General features: G+C 65.3%; 18 protein-coding genes and 1 tRNA gene. 9 read left to right on the forward strand and 10 right to left on the reverse strand.

From position 1 onward, the window contains the following. Nucleotides 1-166 precede the first annotated feature (166 nt). On the forward strand, nt 167-772 hold the full coding sequence (locus ACFP1K_RS03210) for a DinB family protein (RefSeq protein WP_380746933.1): 606 nt from the start codon (nt 167-169) through the stop codon (nt 770-772). 108 nt (nt 773-880) lie between these two features. On the opposite strand, the gene ACFP1K_RS03215 is transcribed toward ACFP1K_RS03210, so the two are convergent. The 4 genes from ACFP1K_RS03215 to ACFP1K_RS03230 all read right to left on the reverse strand — a co-directional run bounded on the left by ACFP1K_RS03215 (nt 881) and on the right by ACFP1K_RS03230 (nt 3,801). Beyond that, complete coding sequence (locus ACFP1K_RS03215) at nt 881-1,810, reverse strand: hypothetical protein (RefSeq protein ID WP_380746934.1); 930 nt, start codon at nt 1,808-1,810, stop codon at nt 881-883. A 185-nt stretch (nt 1,811-1,995) separates the two neighbouring features. Then, on the reverse strand, nt 1,996-2,565 hold the full coding sequence (locus ACFP1K_RS03220) for an RNA polymerase sigma factor (protein WP_380746935.1): 570 nt from the start codon (nt 2,563-2,565) through the stop codon (nt 1,996-1,998). A 232-nt stretch (nt 2,566-2,797) separates the two neighbouring features. After that, nucleotides 2,798-3,316, reverse strand: a complete 519-nt coding sequence (locus ACFP1K_RS03225; protein ID WP_380746936.1) for a 2'-5' RNA ligase family protein — start codon at nt 3,314-3,316, stop codon at nt 2,798-2,800. A 113-nt stretch (nt 3,317-3,429) separates the two neighbouring features. Continuing rightward, entirely contained in the window at nt 3,430-3,801 is a 372-nt protein-coding gene (locus tag ACFP1K_RS03230) for a ClpX C4-type zinc finger protein (protein WP_380746937.1), read from the reverse strand. Nucleotides 3,802-4,487: 686 nt separating this feature from the next. Between ACFP1K_RS03230 and ACFP1K_RS03235 the strand changes: the two genes are divergently transcribed. Continuing rightward, complete coding sequence (locus tag ACFP1K_RS03235; RefSeq protein ID WP_380746938.1) at nt 4,488-4,730, forward strand: hypothetical protein; 243 nt, start codon at nt 4,488-4,490, stop codon at nt 4,728-4,730. Further along, entirely contained in the window at nt 4,727-5,152 is a 426-nt protein-coding gene (locus ACFP1K_RS03240; RefSeq protein WP_380746939.1) for a type II toxin-antitoxin system VapC family toxin, read from the forward strand. Before ACFP1K_RS03235 ends, ACFP1K_RS03240 begins: the two co-directional genes overlap by 4 nt. A gap of 455 nt (nt 5,153-5,607) precedes the next feature. On the opposite strand, the gene ACFP1K_RS03245 is transcribed toward ACFP1K_RS03240, so the two are convergent. The 3 genes from ACFP1K_RS03245 to ACFP1K_RS03255 form a co-directional block, all read right to left on the reverse strand. Next, nucleotides 5,608-6,651: a hypothetical protein gene (locus ACFP1K_RS03245; RefSeq protein ID WP_380746940.1), complete on the reverse strand. Its 1,044-nt coding sequence runs from the start codon at nt 6,649-6,651 to the stop codon at nt 5,608-5,610. Continuing rightward, nucleotides 6,648-6,986: a PadR family transcriptional regulator gene (locus tag ACFP1K_RS03250; protein ID WP_380746941.1), complete on the reverse strand. Its 339-nt coding sequence runs from the start codon at nt 6,984-6,986 to the stop codon at nt 6,648-6,650. Before ACFP1K_RS03250 ends, ACFP1K_RS03245 begins: the two co-directional genes overlap by 4 nt. 78 nt (nt 6,987-7,064) lie before the next feature. Further along, the gene (locus ACFP1K_RS03255; RefSeq protein ID WP_380746942.1) at nt 7,065-7,313 is read right to left on the reverse strand and encodes a LysR substrate-binding domain-containing protein; all 249 of its coding nucleotides are present in this window, start codon (nt 7,311-7,313) and stop codon (nt 7,065-7,067) included. 721 nt (nt 7,314-8,034) lie between these two features. Here ACFP1K_RS03255 and ACFP1K_RS03260 point away from each other — a divergent pair. From ACFP1K_RS03260 to ACFP1K_RS03270, 3 genes are all read left to right on the forward strand, one after another. Next, nucleotides 8,035-9,135: a hypothetical protein gene (locus ACFP1K_RS03260; protein ID WP_380746943.1), complete on the forward strand. Its 1,101-nt coding sequence runs from the start codon at nt 8,035-8,037 to the stop codon at nt 9,133-9,135. A gap of 107 nt (nt 9,136-9,242) precedes the next feature. After that, nucleotides 9,243-10,559, forward strand: a complete 1,317-nt coding sequence (locus tag ACFP1K_RS03265) for an ApeA N-terminal domain 1-containing protein (RefSeq protein WP_380746944.1) — start codon at nt 9,243-9,245, stop codon at nt 10,557-10,559. Nucleotides 10,560-10,983: 424 nt separating this feature from the next. Further along, on the forward strand, nt 10,984-11,394 hold the full coding sequence (locus tag ACFP1K_RS03270) for a hypothetical protein (protein ID WP_380746945.1): 411 nt from the start codon (nt 10,984-10,986) through the stop codon (nt 11,392-11,394). Nucleotides 11,395-11,463: 69 nt separating this feature from the next. Here the strand turns inward: ACFP1K_RS03270 and ACFP1K_RS03275 are convergent, their stop codons facing one another. Together ACFP1K_RS03275 and ACFP1K_RS03280 are read right to left on the reverse strand one after the other, a co-directional pair. Further along, the gene (locus ACFP1K_RS03275; protein WP_380746946.1) at nt 11,464-14,319 is read right to left on the reverse strand and encodes an immunoglobulin-like domain-containing protein; all 2,856 of its coding nucleotides are present in this window, start codon (nt 14,317-14,319) and stop codon (nt 11,464-11,466) included. Between the two features lie 854 nt (nt 14,320-15,173). After that, nucleotides 15,174-15,247, reverse strand: a tRNA-Gly gene (locus ACFP1K_RS03280). Nucleotides 15,248-15,351: 104 nt separating this feature from the next. Between ACFP1K_RS03280 and dcd the strand changes: the two genes are divergently transcribed. The 3 genes from dcd (at nt 15,352) to ACFP1K_RS03295 (ending at nt 17,904) form a co-directional block, all read left to right on the forward strand. After that, nucleotides 15,352-15,927, forward strand: a complete 576-nt coding sequence (gene dcd / locus ACFP1K_RS03285) for a dCTP deaminase (RefSeq protein ID WP_380746947.1) — start codon at nt 15,352-15,354, stop codon at nt 15,925-15,927. 360 nt (nt 15,928-16,287) lie between these two features. After that, entirely contained in the window at nt 16,288-16,905 is a 618-nt protein-coding gene (locus ACFP1K_RS03290; RefSeq protein WP_380746948.1) for a DUF47 domain-containing protein, read from the forward strand. Further along, a complete protein-coding gene (locus ACFP1K_RS03295; protein ID WP_380746949.1) occupies nt 16,906-17,904 on the forward strand; it encodes an inorganic phosphate transporter in 999 nt (332 codons plus the stop codon). Between the two features lie 68 nt (nt 17,905-17,972). Here ACFP1K_RS03295 and mshD read toward each other — a convergent pair whose 3' ends face one another. Beyond that, entirely contained in the window at nt 17,973-18,866 is an 894-nt protein-coding gene (gene mshD / locus ACFP1K_RS03300) for a mycothiol synthase (RefSeq protein ID WP_380746950.1), read from the reverse strand. Nucleotides 18,867-18,913: the final 47 nt, after the last annotated feature.

Genomic DNA, 18,913 nt, shown 5'->3' on the forward strand with positions numbered 1-18,913 from the left:
CGGCGTTGATTCAGACAGGACACGGCGCCGCAAGGAGAGCGGTGCCTCGGTCGTCCTCCGGCCGATGATCAACTGATGGCACCCGGCGCGGCCACGGGACGCGAGGCCGGGTGACCGCCGCGGATATTCGGTGGCGTCCGGAGGCCGGATGGCCGACCATGCGGTGATGACCACCTCGGATGCGAGCGAACCCGTTCCCGCGCGTTGGACGAGGTCGACGGTGTACCTCGACATGTGGGTCGACCCGGACGACGATCCGCGCGAAACCGATGTCGAGGCCGTCGACGAACGCGGCATACTGCTCGACTACCTGCGCCACTACCGCCTGACCATGGAAATGAAATGCGCGGGCCTGGATGCCGAGCAACTCGCCCGGCGATCCGTACCACCGTCCACGATGTCCCTGCTCGGGCTGGTGCGGCACCTGACCGAGGGGGAGAGACACCTTCGCCGGGTCATGGCCGGCGAGGACGCGCCGAAGCTGTACTGCACCGCCGAGGACCGTGACGGCGACTGGAACGGCGCGATCGCCGACCCGGCGGTCGCCGAGGACGCCTGGCGGCGGTGGCGGGCCGAAGTAGAGCTCACCGACCGGTTCGTGGCCGGAGTCCCCGACCTCGGCACCCGGAACGCCGGCGTCTCCGACCTCGGCCCCGACGGGGCGGACCTGCAGCTTCGCGACATGCTGGTGGCGCAGATCGCGGAGTACGCGCGGCACTGCGGCCACGCCGACCTCCTGCGCGAGCGCATCGACGGCCGCGTCGGCCAGTAGACGCCTCGGGACAGGATGCTGGCTCGACGTGACCGTGCGGGCCATCCTGCCCCCAGCGAGGACGGCCCGCACGTCAAGCCCGGCTGAGTCCCCGGGTGCCGAGTGCGGTCAGGACTTGCCGGCCTCGACGTCGGCCAGCGTCACCCGGGAGACCTCGAAGGTGGTCACGGACGACGGCTTCCGCCCCGGCGCACCGACCTCGGAGCGGATCGGCATCCCGGTCTTGGCGTCGATCGTCAGCACCTCTTCGGCGCTGCCTCCGAACAGCGCCGCTCCCGCCGTGAGGGTCAGCGTCGGCCGGCCGCCGGTCGTCGAATCCTTGACGGTGACCTCGGGAATGGTGGAAAGCAGGTTGAGCACGCCGGCCCGGATCTCCGGGTTGGCCGCCCCTCGGGCCAGCGCGTCCACGCTGTTGATCCAGAGGTGGTTGTCGATGAGGTTCCGCAGGGCCTTGCCGGTGGGCTGCTTCGGCGGGGTGATCCCCTTCTCCCGGAAGATGTGTTGATCCTTGGCCATCGCCTTCTCCCACGCCTCCTTCTGCTCGGCGGGGCTGAGGCCCAGCCCGAACGGGTTGGGCGTGGCGTTGACCATCTGCTTCCGCGCGGTGCCGAGGTCGCCGGTCGCCGCGTAGCGCGCCGCCGCCACCTCACGGGCATTCACGTCCTCGGCGAGGTTGTCGTGACCGGCGATCGCCGCCGGGAGCGCGCTCTCGGTGTCCGTCACGTAGTACTCGCCGCTGTCGGTGTACAGGTTGTAGGTGACGTCCGGCGGCCTGCTGTCAATGGTCTGGTTCCGGACGACCAGCGACGCGTCTCCCGTCAGGGGGTCGTCGCTCGCCTTGATGTCGGTCACCAGGGACACCAGCTTGATATCGGCCGCGGGTGCCTGGGCCGCGGGTGCCTGGGCCGCGGGTGCCTGGGAGGCCGCCCCTGCCGGCGGCGCGGGCCGGGACGTCGACGGGGCGACGACCCCGATGGCCGCCGCGGCCGCGACCGCGCCGATCCCGACGCCGATACCGGCTTTCCCCAGAATGCCCAAGCGGCGGTGACGTACCCGGGAAGATCTCTCCCTTCGAACCGGAGCCGCAGGCACGGGAGCCATCTCCGGCACCCGCGCGGACTCGGCCATCGCCCCCCGCAACGTCCTCCGCGCTCGCTCGTACGCCTCGGGCCGCAGGGGTGCGGCGTTCTTCAGCTGACCGACCAGATCCATCTCGTCCACGATCACTGGCTTTCCTTCACACTGTTGAGATCGATCAATAGCGCGACCACTTCCGGCGCGTCCCGCAGCGCCATCCGGGCCTGGTGCAGCAGCCGGCGTGCCGTCCCGGCCGGCATGCGGAGCGCCCGCGCCGCGTCGGCGACGGTCAGGTCCTCCCAGGCGACCAGGGTCAGCACCTCTCGTTCCTCCGGCCTGAGCCTGTCCAAGGCCGGCCGGAGCGCCGCCTGAGTGTCCACGCGAGCGTCCACCGCAGGCCAGGGATCCCACCCGTTCGCCATGCTCGTCACATCAGGTACGAGATCCTCGGCCGGCCGCGACCGCAAGTGACGCCGCAGCTTGTTCAGCGCCACCCCGTACAACCACGGCCGCGCTTCGGGAAACGACAGGTCATAGGTCTTCCGGGACTCGAAGGCCGCCACCCACACCTCCCCGAGGAGATCCTCGGCCGCCTCCCGCCCCACTCGCCGCGCGAGGTAAGCCCCGACAGCACCTTCATGGCGGCAGATCACCTCCATGAAGGCGTCGTTGTCCCCCGCCAGCGATCTGCCGATCAGTTCCGCATCTGTCGTCATGACCTTCCTCGACTCTGCTTGCCTTCCACCCTCCACTTGCCGACTCACCCCCCAAAGCGTTCAGAACCAACCAAAACGACGCGCCGGACCGGGCCCATCGGCCGAGGTGGTGGCAGGTATGAGCGTCGGGCCAAGCCCGTGCTGAGTCAGGGTCGCGGACGGTGTACTGATCCACGCCAAGCTGCAGGACGTCGGAGACCCCCGGAACGCTGTGCCTTGGCGGGTGGAGAGGTCAACCGGATAACAGGAACTCGGTACGGGGACGCCAGCGGTCGCCGTCGCTGACGAAGAGGCTGACCGACGCGATATTGGAAGTAATGGGCAGCCGCGCGGTCAACGCGGCTTCCACCTCGTCGAACACGTGCGCCTGCTGACCGTGAGCGACAGTCAGGTGCGGGATGATCTCCGCGAACTGTCCACCGTAGGGTGGCGCCTCGGGCCACCGCGCCACGACGTCCTCAGTCAGGGCACGAAACGGCTGATCGGGCGAAGGCGCGAGATAGAGCACGTCGGCGAAACGCCGACACTCGTCGAACCGAACGGTGAACGAGCTGTGCGCACCGAACAGTCCCCTGAGTTCGCCGATCACCGCAGCGTCGATGCGACCACTGTGAAGGAACGGCACGAGCACCGTCACATGCGCGGGAACCCCAGCCGAAGCAGAGGAATCAAAACGCTCCCGCCACCGTCCAACCACCGGCTCAGCTTCCTTCACCACAACCATCAAGGCCGTAACGCCCGCCCGGTACATGATCGGATGATCTCAAGCTTCGAAGCGGGTCGCCACCCGATGCGCAGCCCACCCATACCGGGATCATGCTGTGTAGAGGATCTCCAAGCACAGCCGGCCCGCCCCAGACCGCGTCACTCCTCCCCAGAGAACCGCTCCCACGCAGACTGGCGAGTAATCCCAAGAGCTTCCCCAAGCCTGGCCCAGGTGACACCACGCCGCCGCAGTTCCTGTGCCCACGACCGCAAATCAGCCTCAGCCTGCTCGATATGCGCAGCGACCCGCGGAATATGGCTAAGCATCTCCTCGTCACTCAGCAACTCCCACACAGGCACACCCGCCCCCGCAGGCCTTTTGGGACTTCCGTCGATGATCGACGCAGACAGAGCCACGCACTCGTTGCAGATATACACCCCAGCGCCGGCAACAAGCTTGTCCACCTCAGTGGACGACTTGCCACAAAAGGAACACCGAGCGAGTTCGGTCATGGTGTCAGCCAGTGTCACAGCACACTCCTAAGGTGTCAGGGCTCCCCTGACACCATAGGCCGTCAGGGGAGCCCTGACAACTCATATGCGTATTGCACCACTCTGAGGCCCCTCGCTGCCGTACGACGAGAAGCGAGTTTGGCCGGCGACGACAAGGCGGAGAGTGAATCTCGGTCAGGTGGCGACGCGACCCCGGTGGCGTGTGGTGGGTGGGTGCGGCGTACGAGCGGTGCGGCGGGCGGCCGCTTTCCGCCGCCGTCCGGGACCGGCGCCCACGCCGCAGCCCAGACGGTGGGCGGGTGGAGGGCCGCGCGGCGGCACGCCGCGCCGCCGCCTCGATCTGCCACGAATCTGGCACGGCGGTGAGAATGAGTCTAGGAAACGATCAAGGCCCGAGTAGGGATCATGGTCCCCACCTGGGCCTTAGCAGTGGAGCGGGTGACGGGAACCGAACCCGCGCTGTCAGCTTGGGAAGTACATCGATCACCGCAGGTGGGGCCGCTGACCTGGACCCCGAGGCGGTCTTGAGTGACCGTGGCTGCCCCCCCAACACCCTGGCTAATGGCCGCTAATGCCCGAGGGTCGGATGAGCTGTGCACGCGGCACGCCAACGAATCTCGAAGCATCGGATGAGGTTGCCGTTCAAGGCCGACCAGGGGGCGTGTCACTGACGCTAGCGAAGTCGCTTGCGTAGACTCGTGGCTATGAGCGCCGAGCATGCGCATGAGGAGCTTCACCACCTGGTGGACCGGCTGTCGCCGGATCAGGCGCGTCGTCTCCTGCGTTTGGTGAGGACGGATCCCGACTTGGCCGAGGCGGCGGAGGAACCCTCTGAGCCGGCTCGTCGCAGGAGGTTGTCGATCGCAAGGATCGGTGCCTCCGGTGAGGGAGATCTGTCGGAACGGGTCGAAGATCTGCTGGCGGAGCGGTTCAATCGGTCAACGTGACTGCAACGCTCCTGGCCACGGGCCCCTTGATCGCTGTGGTAGATCGTGATGACAAGCACCACGCCTCATGCGTGCGTCTCCTTGAGGAGTTGGTGGGACCGCTTCTCCTGCCTTCGACCATCTTGATCGAGGCCGGGTGGACCGTTAACAGGCACATGGGGTCTCGTGTGCACGCGCGGTTTCCGGATCTGGCTGCCGAGGAGTTCGAACTGGTCCATCTGGTGCCGGTCGATGTGCGGCGAATGGCTGAACTCGTCCGTACCTACCGAGACGCTCGGCTCGACCCAGCTGACGTCTCTGTGGTCGCCATCGCGGAGCGCCTGAACGTTACCCAGATCGCCACTTTGGATCGACGCGATTTCACCTTGATCCGACCTCGACACGTGTCAGCGTTCACGCTGCTACCGGAAGTACTTCGCTGACCTGGTCGAACAAGAGTGGAGCGGGTGACGGGAATCGAACCCGCGCTGTCAGCTTGGGAATCGTACGGATCCGGCCACGTAGAGCCGCTGACCTGGGCGTACGGCCGGCCCTGAGTGTCCGTGGTTGCCCCTCGTTACCGGGGCTAATGGCACGCTAATGGCACGGCGATCAAGCCGCAGAGCTGGACTTGGGCGCATCGCGCGCACCCCGCGCCCGAGATGGCATCGGTGACCCGGCCAGTCGAGATCAGCGACACAGTCCCCTATTCCTTATGCCGGGGGCGTGGCAAGAAGCTGTGTGGGTGTTCGTCGGATACGGCGGCGCGTACTACTCCTGGCAGTCCGCCGAGAAAAGGCATCCGGTCAGCGATGTGGTCGGGGCAGCGCGAGAGCTGGCCGGTTACCTATACCGGTAGCCCATCTAGAGCCGGCGCGGCGAGACACCCGGAGCCGGCCTACTCCGCCGGCGCCGGAGATGGGCGCGAGGCATGATCGAGACGCAGCGCACGGCGGGCGAGGACGGCGAGGACGACCGCTGGGACCAGCACCATGAGCACACCCATCGGCCAGCCGTCAGCCCAGGTCGTCGTGTAGGCGCTGGTGGCCAGGTGCACCGCTAGGGGGACGGTGAGGAGGGCGGCGCTCCTGCGTCCGACCGGTGAGCGAAGCGCGAGGCCGCTCGCCACGAAGGCGGCGGCGATGAAGGGCAGGTCCTCGATGAGCATCATTCCGTAGACGGGGGTGGGCAGCCAGAACATCACCTGGTTCCAGATCAGCGTGGCGAACACCACGAAGGTCCAGGGGAGCAGCCGTCTCGCGCCGAGCAGGGTCAGGCCCCGCCGGGGCGTCCGGCAGAAGGTCAGCGCGAGCGCGGTGACGACGGCGACGTAGGACCAGCCGTCGATTTGCGGGAGGACCCGGACGACGAACCCGCCGCCGTCCGCCACCCCGGTCACCGGCCACATGTCGGTCGCCATCAGCCCCCATACGGCCATCGCCACCAGCCCCCACGCGGCCGCCGAGGTCACCCGGCGCAGGTTCGCCGCCGAGGCGGCCAGGGCGATGGCGGACAGGAGCGGCGGAAGCAGGAGCCAGACGAGGTCGGCCGGCGGGTGGAGCTGTATGCCGCCGCCTGTGGTGACCAGCGTCATCGCGCGACCGGAGGTGAACGCGAGCGCTTTGGCCAGGGCCAGCAGGAGGCCGATCGCCCCGGTGACGGCGAGCGCGTCTTGCCAGGGCCCGGACCTCCCCCGGCCGAACGCCCGGCGGGCGCGCAGGCGTAAACCGCCGTGCAGCAGGTCGAGCGCGTCGCGTACACCGGGGCGTCCTTGACCGGGGTGTGCCCCCGCGAGCAACACCCCGATCATCTCCTCCTCGTGGGTCGCCCGGTGGTCACGCGGATACCAGGCCAGCAGCCTGCGGTATCGCGCCTCCAGCGCGTCCTGCGACTCCGGTCCACCCGTTCGCCCTGTCGTCGGTATCGCGTCGGCGGCACTCACGCGGCACCTCCGGCCAGACGGGCCTGCAGGCGGGTCGCCGCCAGGTCGGCGTGGGCGCGCAACCGCTCGGCCTCCGCCGACAGCCGGGTGGCCCCCTCGCCGGTCAGCATGTAGTAGCGGCGGGCCCGGCCCTCGACGACCTCTTCGCGGTCGACCGCGATCAGCCTCTCCTGGCTCAGCCGGTCCAGCGCCGCGTACAGCGTGCCCGCCCGCAGCCGCACCCGCTCGCCGGAGATGCGCTGGACGTCGGTGATGATCCCATACCCGTGCTGTGGCCCGGCCGCGAGCGCGGTCAGAATCAGGAACGTCGGCTCCTGCATTGGTCTGATACTCATGCCATCAGTATATACCGATGATCTGACTATCGACCAGAATGGTGCAGCGCCTGGCGCGGGGGCCGGCGCGGAGGGCAGTCACCATGAGCGGGCCGCCGCCAGCAGTTCGTTCTGGACGGCGGCGATGTGCGGCAGGCTAGTGGCGCCGGCGCGGGTGGCCAGAACCAGGGTGTTGATCGGCGGAACCTCCGGCTGGAGCAGCGCCACCAGCTCGCCGCCTGCCAGCTCGCGGGCGCAGAGGTAGCGCGGCAGCACCGTGATCCCCACGCCAGCCGAGACGGCGGCCAGCACTCCCCGCAGCGCGATGGCGCGGATGGGGCATGACAACGTCAGGGCCGCGATGATCTGTCAGCACGCGGTTCGCGGGGCGGACAACGCGATCACGGACGCGATCAACAAGCAGCTTGAAGAGCGGGACGGCGACGAGCGACGGCGCGGCCGGGGTGCTGATCCCTGCGGGGGATAAGAGCTACTGGCCCGCTAATGGCCCGTGAGGATCGAAGGGTCTTAGAAACAATCAAGGCCCGGTCGGGAGTGGATCCCTGACCTGGGCCTTAGGCGTGGAGCGGGTGACGGGAATCGAACCCGCGCTGTCAGCTTGGGAATCGGTTACTGATCTTGGCGGCCTGGCCTGCGAGAACTGCAATACAGGTGAGAGTGGGCCACGCATCCGTGAGTCCCCGTGAATGCCCGCTGTTCCCCGTCCGTTCTGGCACGCATCTGGCACGCGATCAAGACCCTGACCACATCAGAACCACCTGGCACGTGACCGAAAGCTTGTGTCCTGCTCCGGGATGGTGCCGACCGGTGAGGATCGTGAGCGGTTGTGGGGCTGTTGCAGAACGTGTTGCGGTAGTCGGTCCGTCGCCTGGTTCTCCCCCGGCATCCTCGTAGCTGCCGATCCCCAGGGCGAGGCCGCTGTGTCAAGGGTCAACGAAGTTGATCGCGTAGCGACGCCGTAGGCGCCCCTGACTCGGCGGTCACAACCGGGACACTCGACCAGCGAGGAGGACGGGACTCCTGACGATGGCAACTAGATCACGCTTCGATGATCGAGATCAGGGCTGGGGCGAACATTGCTGTGGTTCGAATCGCGCCACAAGACTCATATCAGGCCGCTTACGACAAATCTCTTGCAGCGTGCCAACAGGGTCTCGATCTAATCTCAATGACGCGGGGGCTTGCATTCGCGATCAAGGACACCGATTCGCACTTGGTCTGGTGGAATCGCTCACATGAGACCATAGCAAGACTGACGCTCTTTGTGGTCGCTACCTTTGATGCGCCGCCGGCTCCTTTAAGAGTTCTGGACAGCAACGGGATGGACGTAACCCCTACCCCTGTCCCTCCTGCCTGGGACCAAAGTTATCGATACTATCGCCTCTCGCAGATTACACCCGACATGGCCGACGCGTATCGGAATATGTTCCTAATGCTGGAGTCACTGCTTAGTGATATTCGACCTCAGAGATATGGCGAACGCGAGAATGACTGGCTTAAGGCTGCCTTAGGGGAAGCCCATAGACTTTATAATCTAAGTGGGTTTAGCAATCTGGCGAAGCCAGGTCGTGAAGCCGAGGGCCTGCGTTCTGATTTCGCAACGGAGGCAAGGCACCCACTAAACCACGCAAAGAGACAGCGAAACAACGCGCTCCCCTTAGAGCGCGCTCTGCGCAAGACCTTGTTGGATAAGCTTGAGCGGCTTAGCGCTCTCTGTCTTTATGTTGCAGAGAAGCGGTTCGGGGTACGTCGAATCCAGGGAGGCATCTTTCCCTCATGGGTCAGATCCAGCCTCGATCAGCGAACTACGGCAGCGTTCTTGATCCTCAACAATGAGCAGCGCGAACTAGATCTACAAGCGCAATCGATTCCGATCGCTTCCGAGGCGACTTCGCTATGGATCACTGCAAGACGCGACACGAGCTACGAGGACGCTTATCGATACGCAATGTTCGGGCAGGCTTCCAAAGTGGAGCTTGCCAAGATTGACACCATCAGGCGAGTTATCAGCACTCTGGACGGCATAAATCCTTTTGGTGAAGGGCAGCTTGATAACGCCCTAAATCCGGCGGGGATTTCATGTCTCCAAATGGTTTTTGGTCTACACGTCTTGAATAGGCGGAGCAATCGAAGAGACTATAATCTATAGACTAAATTAGATGTCGTGGTCAGAGATGCCATGCCGGACCGCCGTGGAAACTCATGACGGCACGCCTAGCTCTAAACAAATGCAGTGGCATCTCCGGAGGTCTGTTGATGGAGAATCCCCTAGTGGATAATGAATTCGAGGGTAGCATTGGATTCTTCTGGCCATTTAATGGCAAGTTGCCCAACCTTCAGGCATCGGAACCGGAACGAGGCTATGTCCACCGGGATGGTGGGTGGCTGATAATCGAGACGCTTGACGAAGACGTTGCGCGAAAGTTTTCGGTCAGGCAAGCCGAGGGTTCACCGCTGGGTATAGCGGCTCTGCTTCCGGAGAAATCGGTACTGTTCCTTGAGAATATCCGAAGTGGGTGGATTCAACGTTCGGGGTATCGGGCTTCATCGAGAAGGTGCAGAGCTAGAACTGCCATCAGTAATATCCCCTTCGATCGCCTCTTAAGCTCCAAGGTTAAGGCCCTAAGCGCGAACTTTCATGGAGTCGGTGATTGGGCCGGCCTGTCGGCTACCAAAGAGAGTAGGGATCAGGATGAACATGGCCGCATTCAGAGTTGGACAGTTACTCTAAAATCCGCGAATGCGATCAGTCACCCCCTTAGGCAAGGGAGATCCCTGATGATTTCAACGACATGGAAAGTAGGAGGAGATGAAGACCGACGAGTGTTGAGCGCTCCAGTAACCATCGGTTGTTCCAGTCTTCGCCCGCGCGATGTCTGGGATCTACTACAGCCACTACTTCATGTCCAAGGGCTCCTCAATCTTGCATGGGACGGTTTTGTGGCTGCGGATACGGGATCGGCAGAGCTGCACCTCAAGAAGAAGGACGGAGTTGACCTCTCTACCCGTCCTGAAATGTGGAATGGTGCTCTCATGGTGCCATTGGCTGGGGTCTCAGCGCCAAAATCTATGAACGAAAACCCACTTTTCAGCCTCTCTGCATTAGGGGGCATCGCTGGGCTTACACGATGGATCCGATTGTGTGACGAGCATCCACGCGCAATCAATCCGGTAATCAATCGTTACCGATACGGCCCCACAACAGCCGAAACAACTTTGTTGGATATCGCTTCGGCAATCGAGTATTGGGTTAAGTGTAACCGCCCAGCCGCATGGGCGAACGCTATGTATGCCCAGGCGCTGGCTGGCCGTGTTGGTAATCATTTCACGAAGTGGGTCGGTGATCCGGAAAAGTGGGGTAGGGACTTTTGGAGGACGTATAACAAACTCAAGCACGAGATTACTTACGCTGTTGATCCGCATAGCGTGTCTGATCTTGCACAGAGTGGGCGGCTTCTTTTGGCTGCTGCGCTTCTTGATCGAGCAGCTTGTTCGAAGGCTCCGAGCCGTCAGTTGTTCAATACCCACAGGACCGATCGCCTAGGCCGAAGACTTCGGTCTCTATACACTTAGCCTTCTTCGGCGGCAGCTTTTATTGGGGATGATTCTGGCCTCGTGAACCGTGCATGCTGGCTCAGTGCTGGTGAGATGAGGAAAGAAGCCTTCATCCGGCGGCGGTGCGTACAAAGTGCGGCATGCGTGCCTAGGTACGGCGAGTGCTTGGTACGGCGGGCGGCCCGCGTTCCTACCGCCGGCCGGGACCGGCGTCCACGCCGCACGCCCGGCCGGCGGAGCGGGTGGCGGGCCGTGCGGCGGCGCGGAGCGCTGCCGCCTTGATAGATATGAGCGCAATTCGGCAACCACGTCACCTTGGCTAAAGCTTCTACGTCGTGAGGTTTCCTGCTGAGGCCAAGATGTTGCCAATATAGACATGTGTCACCCCTGGGCGATGGGAGTGTCTCTGTTCAAGGCTCGTTGTGCTCGATACTTTCCTGGAATGGCGAGGGGAACGACTGGAATCATCAAAAAGTACTGGGGATACTTGATCGTTGGTCTCTTGATCTGGGGATGGTGGGCGGCTGAAGACAAGGGAAAGATCGCCCCACTTTTGATCATCGGTTCAGTACTCGCGATCGTCTACTTTCTCTTTCGCGTCCCGCGTACATGCGGAGCAGTCGGCCGCCAGGGGCCTTGCAGAAATAACGCACGTGGACTGTTGTTCGGCTGCAACCAAGTTCGCCAGCACAAACGCCAGAACTTCGCCCGCAAGCTCGGACGTGATCGTTGGAAGCAACTGAACGCAGGTCTTTGGGTTTCCCCTAAGGAACGTGTGGCGACGTTGTCATGTCTTGGCTCCGCGTTCTCCGGGATAGCTGCTGTTGTCGCGATCATTCTGGATAGAGGTTAGTCCCAGCCATTCAGCGTGAGGTGCCATGGGTAGCGGTTCAGTAGCGGGAATGCGCCGTGGCCGGTCGGGTTAGGCGCAGTTGATGGCGGTGTAGGAGGCGTTGTAGGTCGAGGTGACCTGCCGGCCGTCGATCGTCGCGGTCGCCGTCACGGTCGCACTGCCCGTGGCGATCTGCCCGGCCCTGGTGTTGAAGGACTGGTAGGCCTGCTTGCCTTGGGCGACGTCGGCCACGGTCTTCGAACCGTAGGGGGTGGTCAGCGTCACGTTCGCCGGTACGGCGGCGTCGTTGACCGCGGTCACGGCCACGTACGCCGTGGTGCCCACGCAGCGGGCGGTGGCGGTCACGGTCAGCGCGAGCTCCGGAGCGCCCGGCACCGTGAACGACGCCGCAGCTTCCGACGCCTTCAGATAGTCGAAGCCGAGGTACTCGGCCTTGACCGTCCGGGTACCCGCAGGCAGACCCTCCGGCAGCGTGACCGTGGCCGCGCCGTCCTTCAGGTGGGCGAGTTCCGACCACGAGCCGATGCTGAACCGCACCTGACCACCGGTCTCGAACCCGTCAGCGGCCTCGACGGTGGCGGTGGCCGTGGTCGTCTGGGCCCCGCTCGCGTACGGCTCGACGGCCACCTTGGTGGTGGTCGTGACGTCGCTGTTCGGGATCCCGCGGATGTCGTTCCACTCACGGACGGTGAGCGGGATCACGGTGCCGTGACGCGGACGGACGACGCCCGCGTTGGTCATCGTGAGCGGCTTGGCGTTCCAGGTCGGAGCCTCGATGTTCTCGTGGCACGCGGCCTGGTACCCACCACCGTTGGTGTACCGGTCACCCCAGAGGTAGAACTGGCCGGGGCAGGAGGTGTCACCGGGGTTGGCCTTGAAGATGACCGGCCCCTCGTACCCCTGGTTGGCGACCCACGTCGTGCGCCCCAGAGCCGGAGCGAGCAACGTCCAGTTGTTGATGTTGCTGTCCAGGAAGTCGGTGTGCTTCTCCGAGAAGATGTCCGAACCCTGGTTGCCGGCCTCGTTCTTGGTCACACGGTAGTAGTGGTCACCGACCCGGATCGCGGTCGTGTCGATCCGCGACAGCGGGGCCGGGTCCTGCCAGACCTTGGGGGCGGAGAACGTCTGGAAGTCGCGCGTCGTGGCGTACCACATCTGCGCGTTCCCCTGACCGGTGCGGTTCACGGGGTCGTTCCACAGCGACTGCGCCCAGAACACGGCGTAGGCGCCGATCTCCTCGACCCACAGCGACTCGGGTGCGAAGGCGTTGCCCGCGTTGTCGGGCGCGACCTTCACGTGCCGCTGTGGAGTCCAGTTCACCAGGTCGTGCGACTCGAACACCTCGATGTACTGGGTGTCGTTGATCGCGTATCCGCCCTGGTCGTACCAGTTCAGGTCGGTGGCGATCATGTAGAACGTGTCGCCGTCGGGCGAGCGGACGATGTGCGGGTCACGAAGCCCCTGGTCGCCCAGCTGGGAGACGAGCGACGGCCAGCCCCCGGTCAGACCGGTCCAGTCCAGAGCGGTGTTTCCGTTGGACGTCGCGAACATGATCTGCTCGCCGTCGGCGATCCCCTCGCCCTTGAAGTACCCCATGAAGTACCGCTCGTGCTTCTCGGAACGGGGCTTCGCGGTGATGGTCACCGGGAACGACTTCGTCTTCGAGGCCGAACCCTTGGTGATGGTCGCCGTCAGGGTGGCGGTGACATCCGCACGGCCGAAGGCCGGGCGGGTCACCTCACCCGTCGGGGTGACGAGGTCGGTGGTCGACTTCCAGGTGATCGTGGATCCGAACTCGCCGCCGGCCGGAAGGTTGATGTTTCCGTGCACGTCGTCGGTGGCGTACAGGGCCAGGTCGAACGCGTCACGGTCGACCGCCTGCGCGTCGTCGAACTCGGCCTTCACCACAATGGGGATCTCCCGTGTGGTGACCTCTTGGGCGCCCTTGCGGACGGTCGCCGTGAGCGTGGCCGTCGCGTCGGGCTGCCCCTGCGCGGGTCGGGTGATCTTGCCGGTCACCGCGACCTTGCGTGCGCTGGGGACGGCCGGAGGGGTGTAGACCTCGACGACCGACGGGTCCGAACTCGTCCACGTGATGGCCGAGCCCGCCACGGAGCCCACCTTGGGCAGAACGATGTCGCGTACGATCGCACTGGTCAGGCCGAGGTCGATGGCGGCGGCGTCGGCGCTAACGCCATTGGAGACGGTCTCTTTCGCCAGGGCGAGTGTCTCTTCGGGGCTCACTGCCCTGTCGTAGACCCGGAAGTCCCGGAGCGTTCCGCGGAATGAGTAGTGGCCCGACGTCTGCGAGCGAGCGAGGAAGTTACAGTTGGTCCCCGCGGCGTTCACCGACGGCGGCGTGGTCAGGTTCGTTGACGTCGCGTGCTGCACGCCGTCGAGGTAAAGCGTGCCGGTCCAGCTCGTGCCGTTCGCGTTCAGGGACTGGGTGTAGGTGACGTGCGTCCAGGCTCCCTCGGTCATGCGGACCCGGTTCTGCTGGAGGTTCGCCGAGCCCACCGCGACGCGGAACCGCTGGGTGTTCGACGCGAAGATGGAGCCCTGGGCGCCGGTGTCGACGTCGCACGAGCCGGACTTCCTGCCGAAGCCCCACATCTGGTGCTCGCCGACGTTCGCCGGGTCGATCCACACGTCATAGTCGACCGTGAGGTTCGACATGCCGGCGGTGATGTCCTTCGGCAGCGCCACGTACGCACCGTCGAGGGCGCTCGCGTAGGAGTCGGGGTTGAACCTGACTCCGTTGCCGGTCAAGGTCGCCTTCTCCGGATTGACGAGCGTGGCGTTCGCCGCCGAGCCCGCGCTACCCGAGTTGACCAGCGTCGTCCCACTGGTCTCGTCGAGGGCGAAGTGGTGCACCAGCCCCTCGTTGAGCTGCTCGTCGGCAGCGCGCGAGGGTGTCGCTGCCAACGAGACGGAGAGAAGCGCGCCCAGGGCCAGGCCCGCGACACCTCTCCCCTTCCGGATCAGTCGGTGGCGCGACCTTTGCTGTCGCAATCTCACTTGATCCTCCTTACTCCGGTCGCTGTGGACGCGTGGGGCACGGCCCCATTGGGGGCGGGGGCGACCGCACTCGCGGGAGAGGCGAAGCCCGAATGGATGGTCAGCGCGCCGGCGAGGCCCAGCGTGATCAGGTCTGGTTGAGCGCTCCGACGAGACGAGGGCAGCACAGACAAAGGGTTACCTCGCTGTGAGATGTGGGGGGATGGTGTGAACTGGGGGGGACGGGGCCATATATCACAGATGTCCGGGTCTCGAATGCAGACACTAACCGCCAGTCCCGGCGAAAGACAGCCTCAGTTGCACCCAAACTTCTGCGTGAACCGACGAAAGTTATGCGATCCTGGACGAAAGTCTCGTCCCTGTCAGCACTCCGCAAGCATCAAAGCGACCATAGGGACGGGAATTACCAGGTCACGTGGGGTTCTTACCGCCGGTGCCGTCCGCCTGCTGCCCGCGCATCACCCGCCCAGGCCGACCCAGACGGGCGGAGCGGCGTCGGACGACCACGGCGGACCGCCAGCACATCGAGGAATGCGACCTCCACCGCGACGACGTGCCGTTTCACGTCAAGTACGCCCGCCGTCTCCGTGGGATCCCGACAAACTGATCGCGGACGGCATAGGTCGGCTGGCCGAGCGGATCATGAGCGGCAGCGAGGATCACGGGGGATCGGGCACGTAACGGGCACGGAAGATCCAAAAGGTGGCGGAAACGGATAAGGCCCGGGTCGGAAAATGCTTCCTGACCTGGGCCTTTGGCTGTGGAGCGGGTGACGGGAATCGAACCCGCGCTGTCAGCTTGGGAAGCTGATGTTCTGCCATTGAACTACACCCGCGTCGATCACCTGGGTGATGACTGCGTCTACTCTAGCGGAACTTGGAGGGTGGGGGGTGATGGGTTGGGGGGGAGTTGCGGGGTGGGGGTTGGTAGGTTGCTGAGGTGCTGCTTTCGGATGGGGATATTCGGGCGGAGATCGAGTCGGGGCGGGTCAAGGTTGATCCGTTTGATAAGGAGATGGTGCAGCCGTCTAGTGTGGATGTGCGGCTCGATCGGTACTTTCGGGTGTTCGAGAACCATCGGTATCCGCACATCGATCCGTCGGTGGAGCAGCCGGAGCTGACGCGGCTGGTGGTGCCGGAGGGGGAGGAACCGTTCATCCTGCATCCGGGGGAGTTCGTGCTGGCCTCCACCTATGAGGTGATCGGGCTGCCGGACGACATCGCGGGGCGGCTGGAGGGGAAGTCCAGCTTGGGGCGGCTGGGGTTGCTGACGCATTCGACGGCGGGGTTCGTCGATCCGGGGTTCGAGGGGCATGTGACGCTGGAGCTGTCCAACGTCGCGACGTTGCCGATCAAGCTGTGGCCGGGGATGAAGATCGGGCAGCTGTGCATGTTCCGGCTGAGTTCGCCGGCCGAGCATCCGTACGGGAGTGCGCGGTACGGCTCGCGCTACCAGGGGCAGCGGGGGCCGACGCCCAGCCGGTCGTTCATGAACTTCCACCGCTCGGTGGTCTGACCGGGGAGTGATCCGACCGCGTGCGCCGGTGGTGTACGCGGGTTTCTCCATGTTTTCTTGCGCTTTGGTGCGCTTGCGTTCTGTGTCCGAGGTATTACCGAGGGGAGGGCGGGAAGCGAGGGTGGGGAGGGCGATAGGGTGTGCGAGGTTTGTGCTGGTTTGGGAAGATTGACGCCGCTGGGGGGGAGTGACGGGAGAGTGCCGGTGAGGCGGATGGGTGTGCTGGGCCGGCATGGGTACAGAAGGTGTCCGGAAGGGAAAGAGGAGGTTACGCGCGAGTGTTCAGGTCACGAACTTCGCATTTCAGCCACTACCCCTTAACCTTCTCTGCGGACAGTCCCCGCACATCTGGAGATCGACGTGCGCCTGCGACTCACGCCACGTGAGGACAGCTACTATGATCTGTTCGCCGACTCGGCGAACAATCTCGTCACCGCATCCCGTCTGCTGGTCGAGATCATCGGTGACGGCTCGGACAGGGAAGCCCTGGCCGAGAAGATGCGCGCGTGCGAGCACGCCGGCGACGAGCGTACACACGCGATCATGAAACGCCTCAACGAGAGCTTCATCACGCCGTTCGATCGCGAGGACATCTACCGCCTGGCGTCCAATCTCGACGACGTCATGGACTACATGGAAGCCGCCGCCGACCTCATCGGCCTCTACCAGATCGGCCACCTCCCCAAGGAGGTCGTCCGGCAGGTCGAGGTGCTGGAGCGCGCGGCGGAGCTCACCGCGGAGGCCATGCCGCGGCTGCGGTCGATGAAGAACCTCAACGAGTACTGGATCGAGATCAACCGCCTGGAGAACCAGGCCGATCAGGTCTACCGGCGTCTGCTCGCCAAGTTGTTCAGCGGCGAGTACGACACGCTCACCGTCATGAAGATGAAGGAAGTCATCGATCAGCTGGAGATGGCCGCCGACGCCTTCGAGCATGTGGCGAACACGATCGAATCGATCGCGGTCAAGGAAAGCTAAGTGGAGCTCACGCTAGTCATCGGCGTGATCGTTGTCGCCCTGGTGTTCGACTACACCAACGGCTTCCACGACGCCGCCAACGCGATCGCGACCTCGGTCTCGACCCGCGCCCTGACCCCTCGCGCCGCCCTGCTCATGGCAGCCGGCATGAACTTCGTCGGCGCGCACATCAGCACCGAGGTCGCGAGGACGGTCGGCACCGGCATCATCGAGCCGCCGTCCGGCACGCACGGCCTGGTCATCGTGGGTGCGGGCCTGGTCGGCGCGATCGCGTGGAACCTCATCACGTGGTACTTCGGCCTGCCCTCCTCCAGCAGCCACGCCCTGATCGGCGGGCTCGTCGGCTCGGCCCTCGCCGCCTCCAGCGACATCCTGTGGAGCGGCGTGGTGGAGAAGGTCGTCATCCCGATGGTGATCTCGCCCCTGGTCGGTTTCCTGCTGGGCGGCATCATCATGATCGCCATATTGTGGATCTTCCGCCGGGCCAACCCCCACAAGGCGACCCGCGGTTTCCGGTACGCCCAGTCGATCTCGGCCGCGGCCATGGCGCTCGGCCACGGCCTGCAGGACGCGCAGAAGACGATGGGCGTCATCTTCCTCGCGCTGTACACCGGCGGGTACGTGGCGGCCTCCGACCCGATCCCGCAGTGGGTGATCCTCTCCGCTGCGGCGGCGATCTCGCTCGGCACGTACGCCGGCGGCTGGCGCATCATGCGCACGCTCGGCCGTAAGATCATCCACCTGAACCCGGCCCAGGGCTTCGCGGCCGAGACGGCGGCGTCGGTGGTGCTCTACACGATGGCCATCGCGGCCAAGGCCCCCGTCTCCACGACCCACACCATCACCAGCGCCATCATGGGCGTCGGCGCTACCAAGCGGCTGTCGGCGGTGCGGTGGGGCGTGGCGGGGAACATCCTGGTCGCGTGGGTGCTCACCATCCCGGCGGCGGCGGTGGTGGCCGCGCTGACGTACTGGGCGCTGCACTGGGTCGTCGAGTAATTCACGTAACCAAATTGTGACTGAAAACCGTGGAATACGCACGGTATCGGTGAGGGCACGGCGGGGTGTCACCCGTGGCTGTACATCACGTCGACGTCCCAGCGGGCGAACCCGAGCGCGGTGTACAGCCGGATGGCGGCCGGATTGTCCTCGTCCACGTAGAGCATCACCTCGGGGAGGCCCCGGGACCGCAGGTAGGTCAGCCCGGCGACGGTGAGCGCCTTGCCGAGGCCGCCGCCCTGTTCGTCCGGGTCCACGCCCACGACGTACACCTCGCCGAGGTCGCCGGGGTCGCCGTGCACCTTCGTCCAGTGGAAGCCCACCAGCCGCGGCGGGTCCTCGCGGACGGCGAGGAAGAACCCCGCCGGGTCGAACCACGACTCCTGCTCGCGCCGCCGCAGGTCCTCGGAGGTCCAGGACCCCTGCTCGGGGTGGTGGGCGAACGCGCGGGCGTTCAGCTTGAGCCACGCGTCGTCGTCCGAGCCGGGCCGGAACGCGCGCAGCCGCACCCCGGCGGGCAGGTGGACGGACGGCAGCGGCTCGGCCAGGGGCCGGCCCATCCGCCAGAGCGACCGGGCCTTGGTGAAGCCCAGCGCGGCGGCCAGCCGTTCCGCCCCGGGATGCCCGCCGTGCGCCCACAGGCGCAGCCGCCCGCCCGCCTCGTCGAGCGTGGCCCCGAGCAGGTGCCGCCCGAAGCCGCGCCCGCGGAAGCCGGGGTGGACGACCAGCTCGCCGCTCGGGCCCTCGGCGGGATCGGCGGGGTCGATGTGCGCGAAGCCCGTGAGCGTGGTGCCGTCGTACAGCAGCAGGGCGCGGGAGCCGGGGCCGCCGCCGTAGCGCAGGTGGAGCATCGCGTGCTCGTTGAGGGGGCTGACCGAGTCGGCGCGGGTGGCGGCCTCCACCAGGGCGGCCACCGCCGCCGCCTCCTGCTCGTCGAGCCGCTCGCGGACGTCCACTCTCATGGTCGAACTCTAATCTGGCAGAAGACGCCATCAACTGGCGGGGTAAA

The organism is Sphaerisporangium aureirubrum (assembly GCF_042658925.1).
Lineage (GTDB): Bacteria > Actinomycetota > Actinomycetes > Streptosporangiales > Streptosporangiaceae > Sphaerisporangium > Sphaerisporangium aureirubrum.

Coding starts and splice junctions, on each gene's coding strand:
- ACFP1K_RS03210 (WP_380746933.1), top strand. CDS start 167: ATGACCACCTCGGATGCGAGCGAACCCGTTCCCGCGCGTTGGACGAGG.
- ACFP1K_RS03220 (WP_380746935.1), bottom strand. CDS start 2,565: ATGACGACAGATGCGGAACTGATCGGCAGATCGCTGGCGGGGGACAAC.
- ACFP1K_RS03225 (WP_380746936.1), bottom strand. CDS start 3,316: ATGTACCGGGCGGGCGTTACGGCCTTGATGGTTGTGGTGAAGGAAGCT.
- ACFP1K_RS03235 (WP_380746938.1), top strand. CDS start 4,488: ATGAGCGCCGAGCATGCGCATGAGGAGCTTCACCACCTGGTGGACCGG.
- ACFP1K_RS03250 (WP_380746941.1), bottom strand. CDS start 6,986: ATGAGTATCAGACCAATGCAGGAGCCGACGTTCCTGATTCTGACCGCG.
- ACFP1K_RS03260 (WP_380746943.1), top strand. CDS start 8,035: ATGATCGAGATCAGGGCTGGGGCGAACATTGCTGTGGTTCGAATCGCG.
- ACFP1K_RS03265 (WP_380746944.1), top strand. CDS start 9,243: ATGGAGAATCCCCTAGTGGATAATGAATTCGAGGGTAGCATTGGATTC.
- ACFP1K_RS03270 (WP_380746945.1), top strand. CDS start 10,984: ATGGCGAGGGGAACGACTGGAATCATCAAAAAGTACTGGGGATACTTG.
- mshD (WP_380746950.1), bottom strand. CDS start 18,866: ATGAGAGTGGACGTCCGCGAGCGGCTCGACGAGCAGGAGGCGGCGGCG.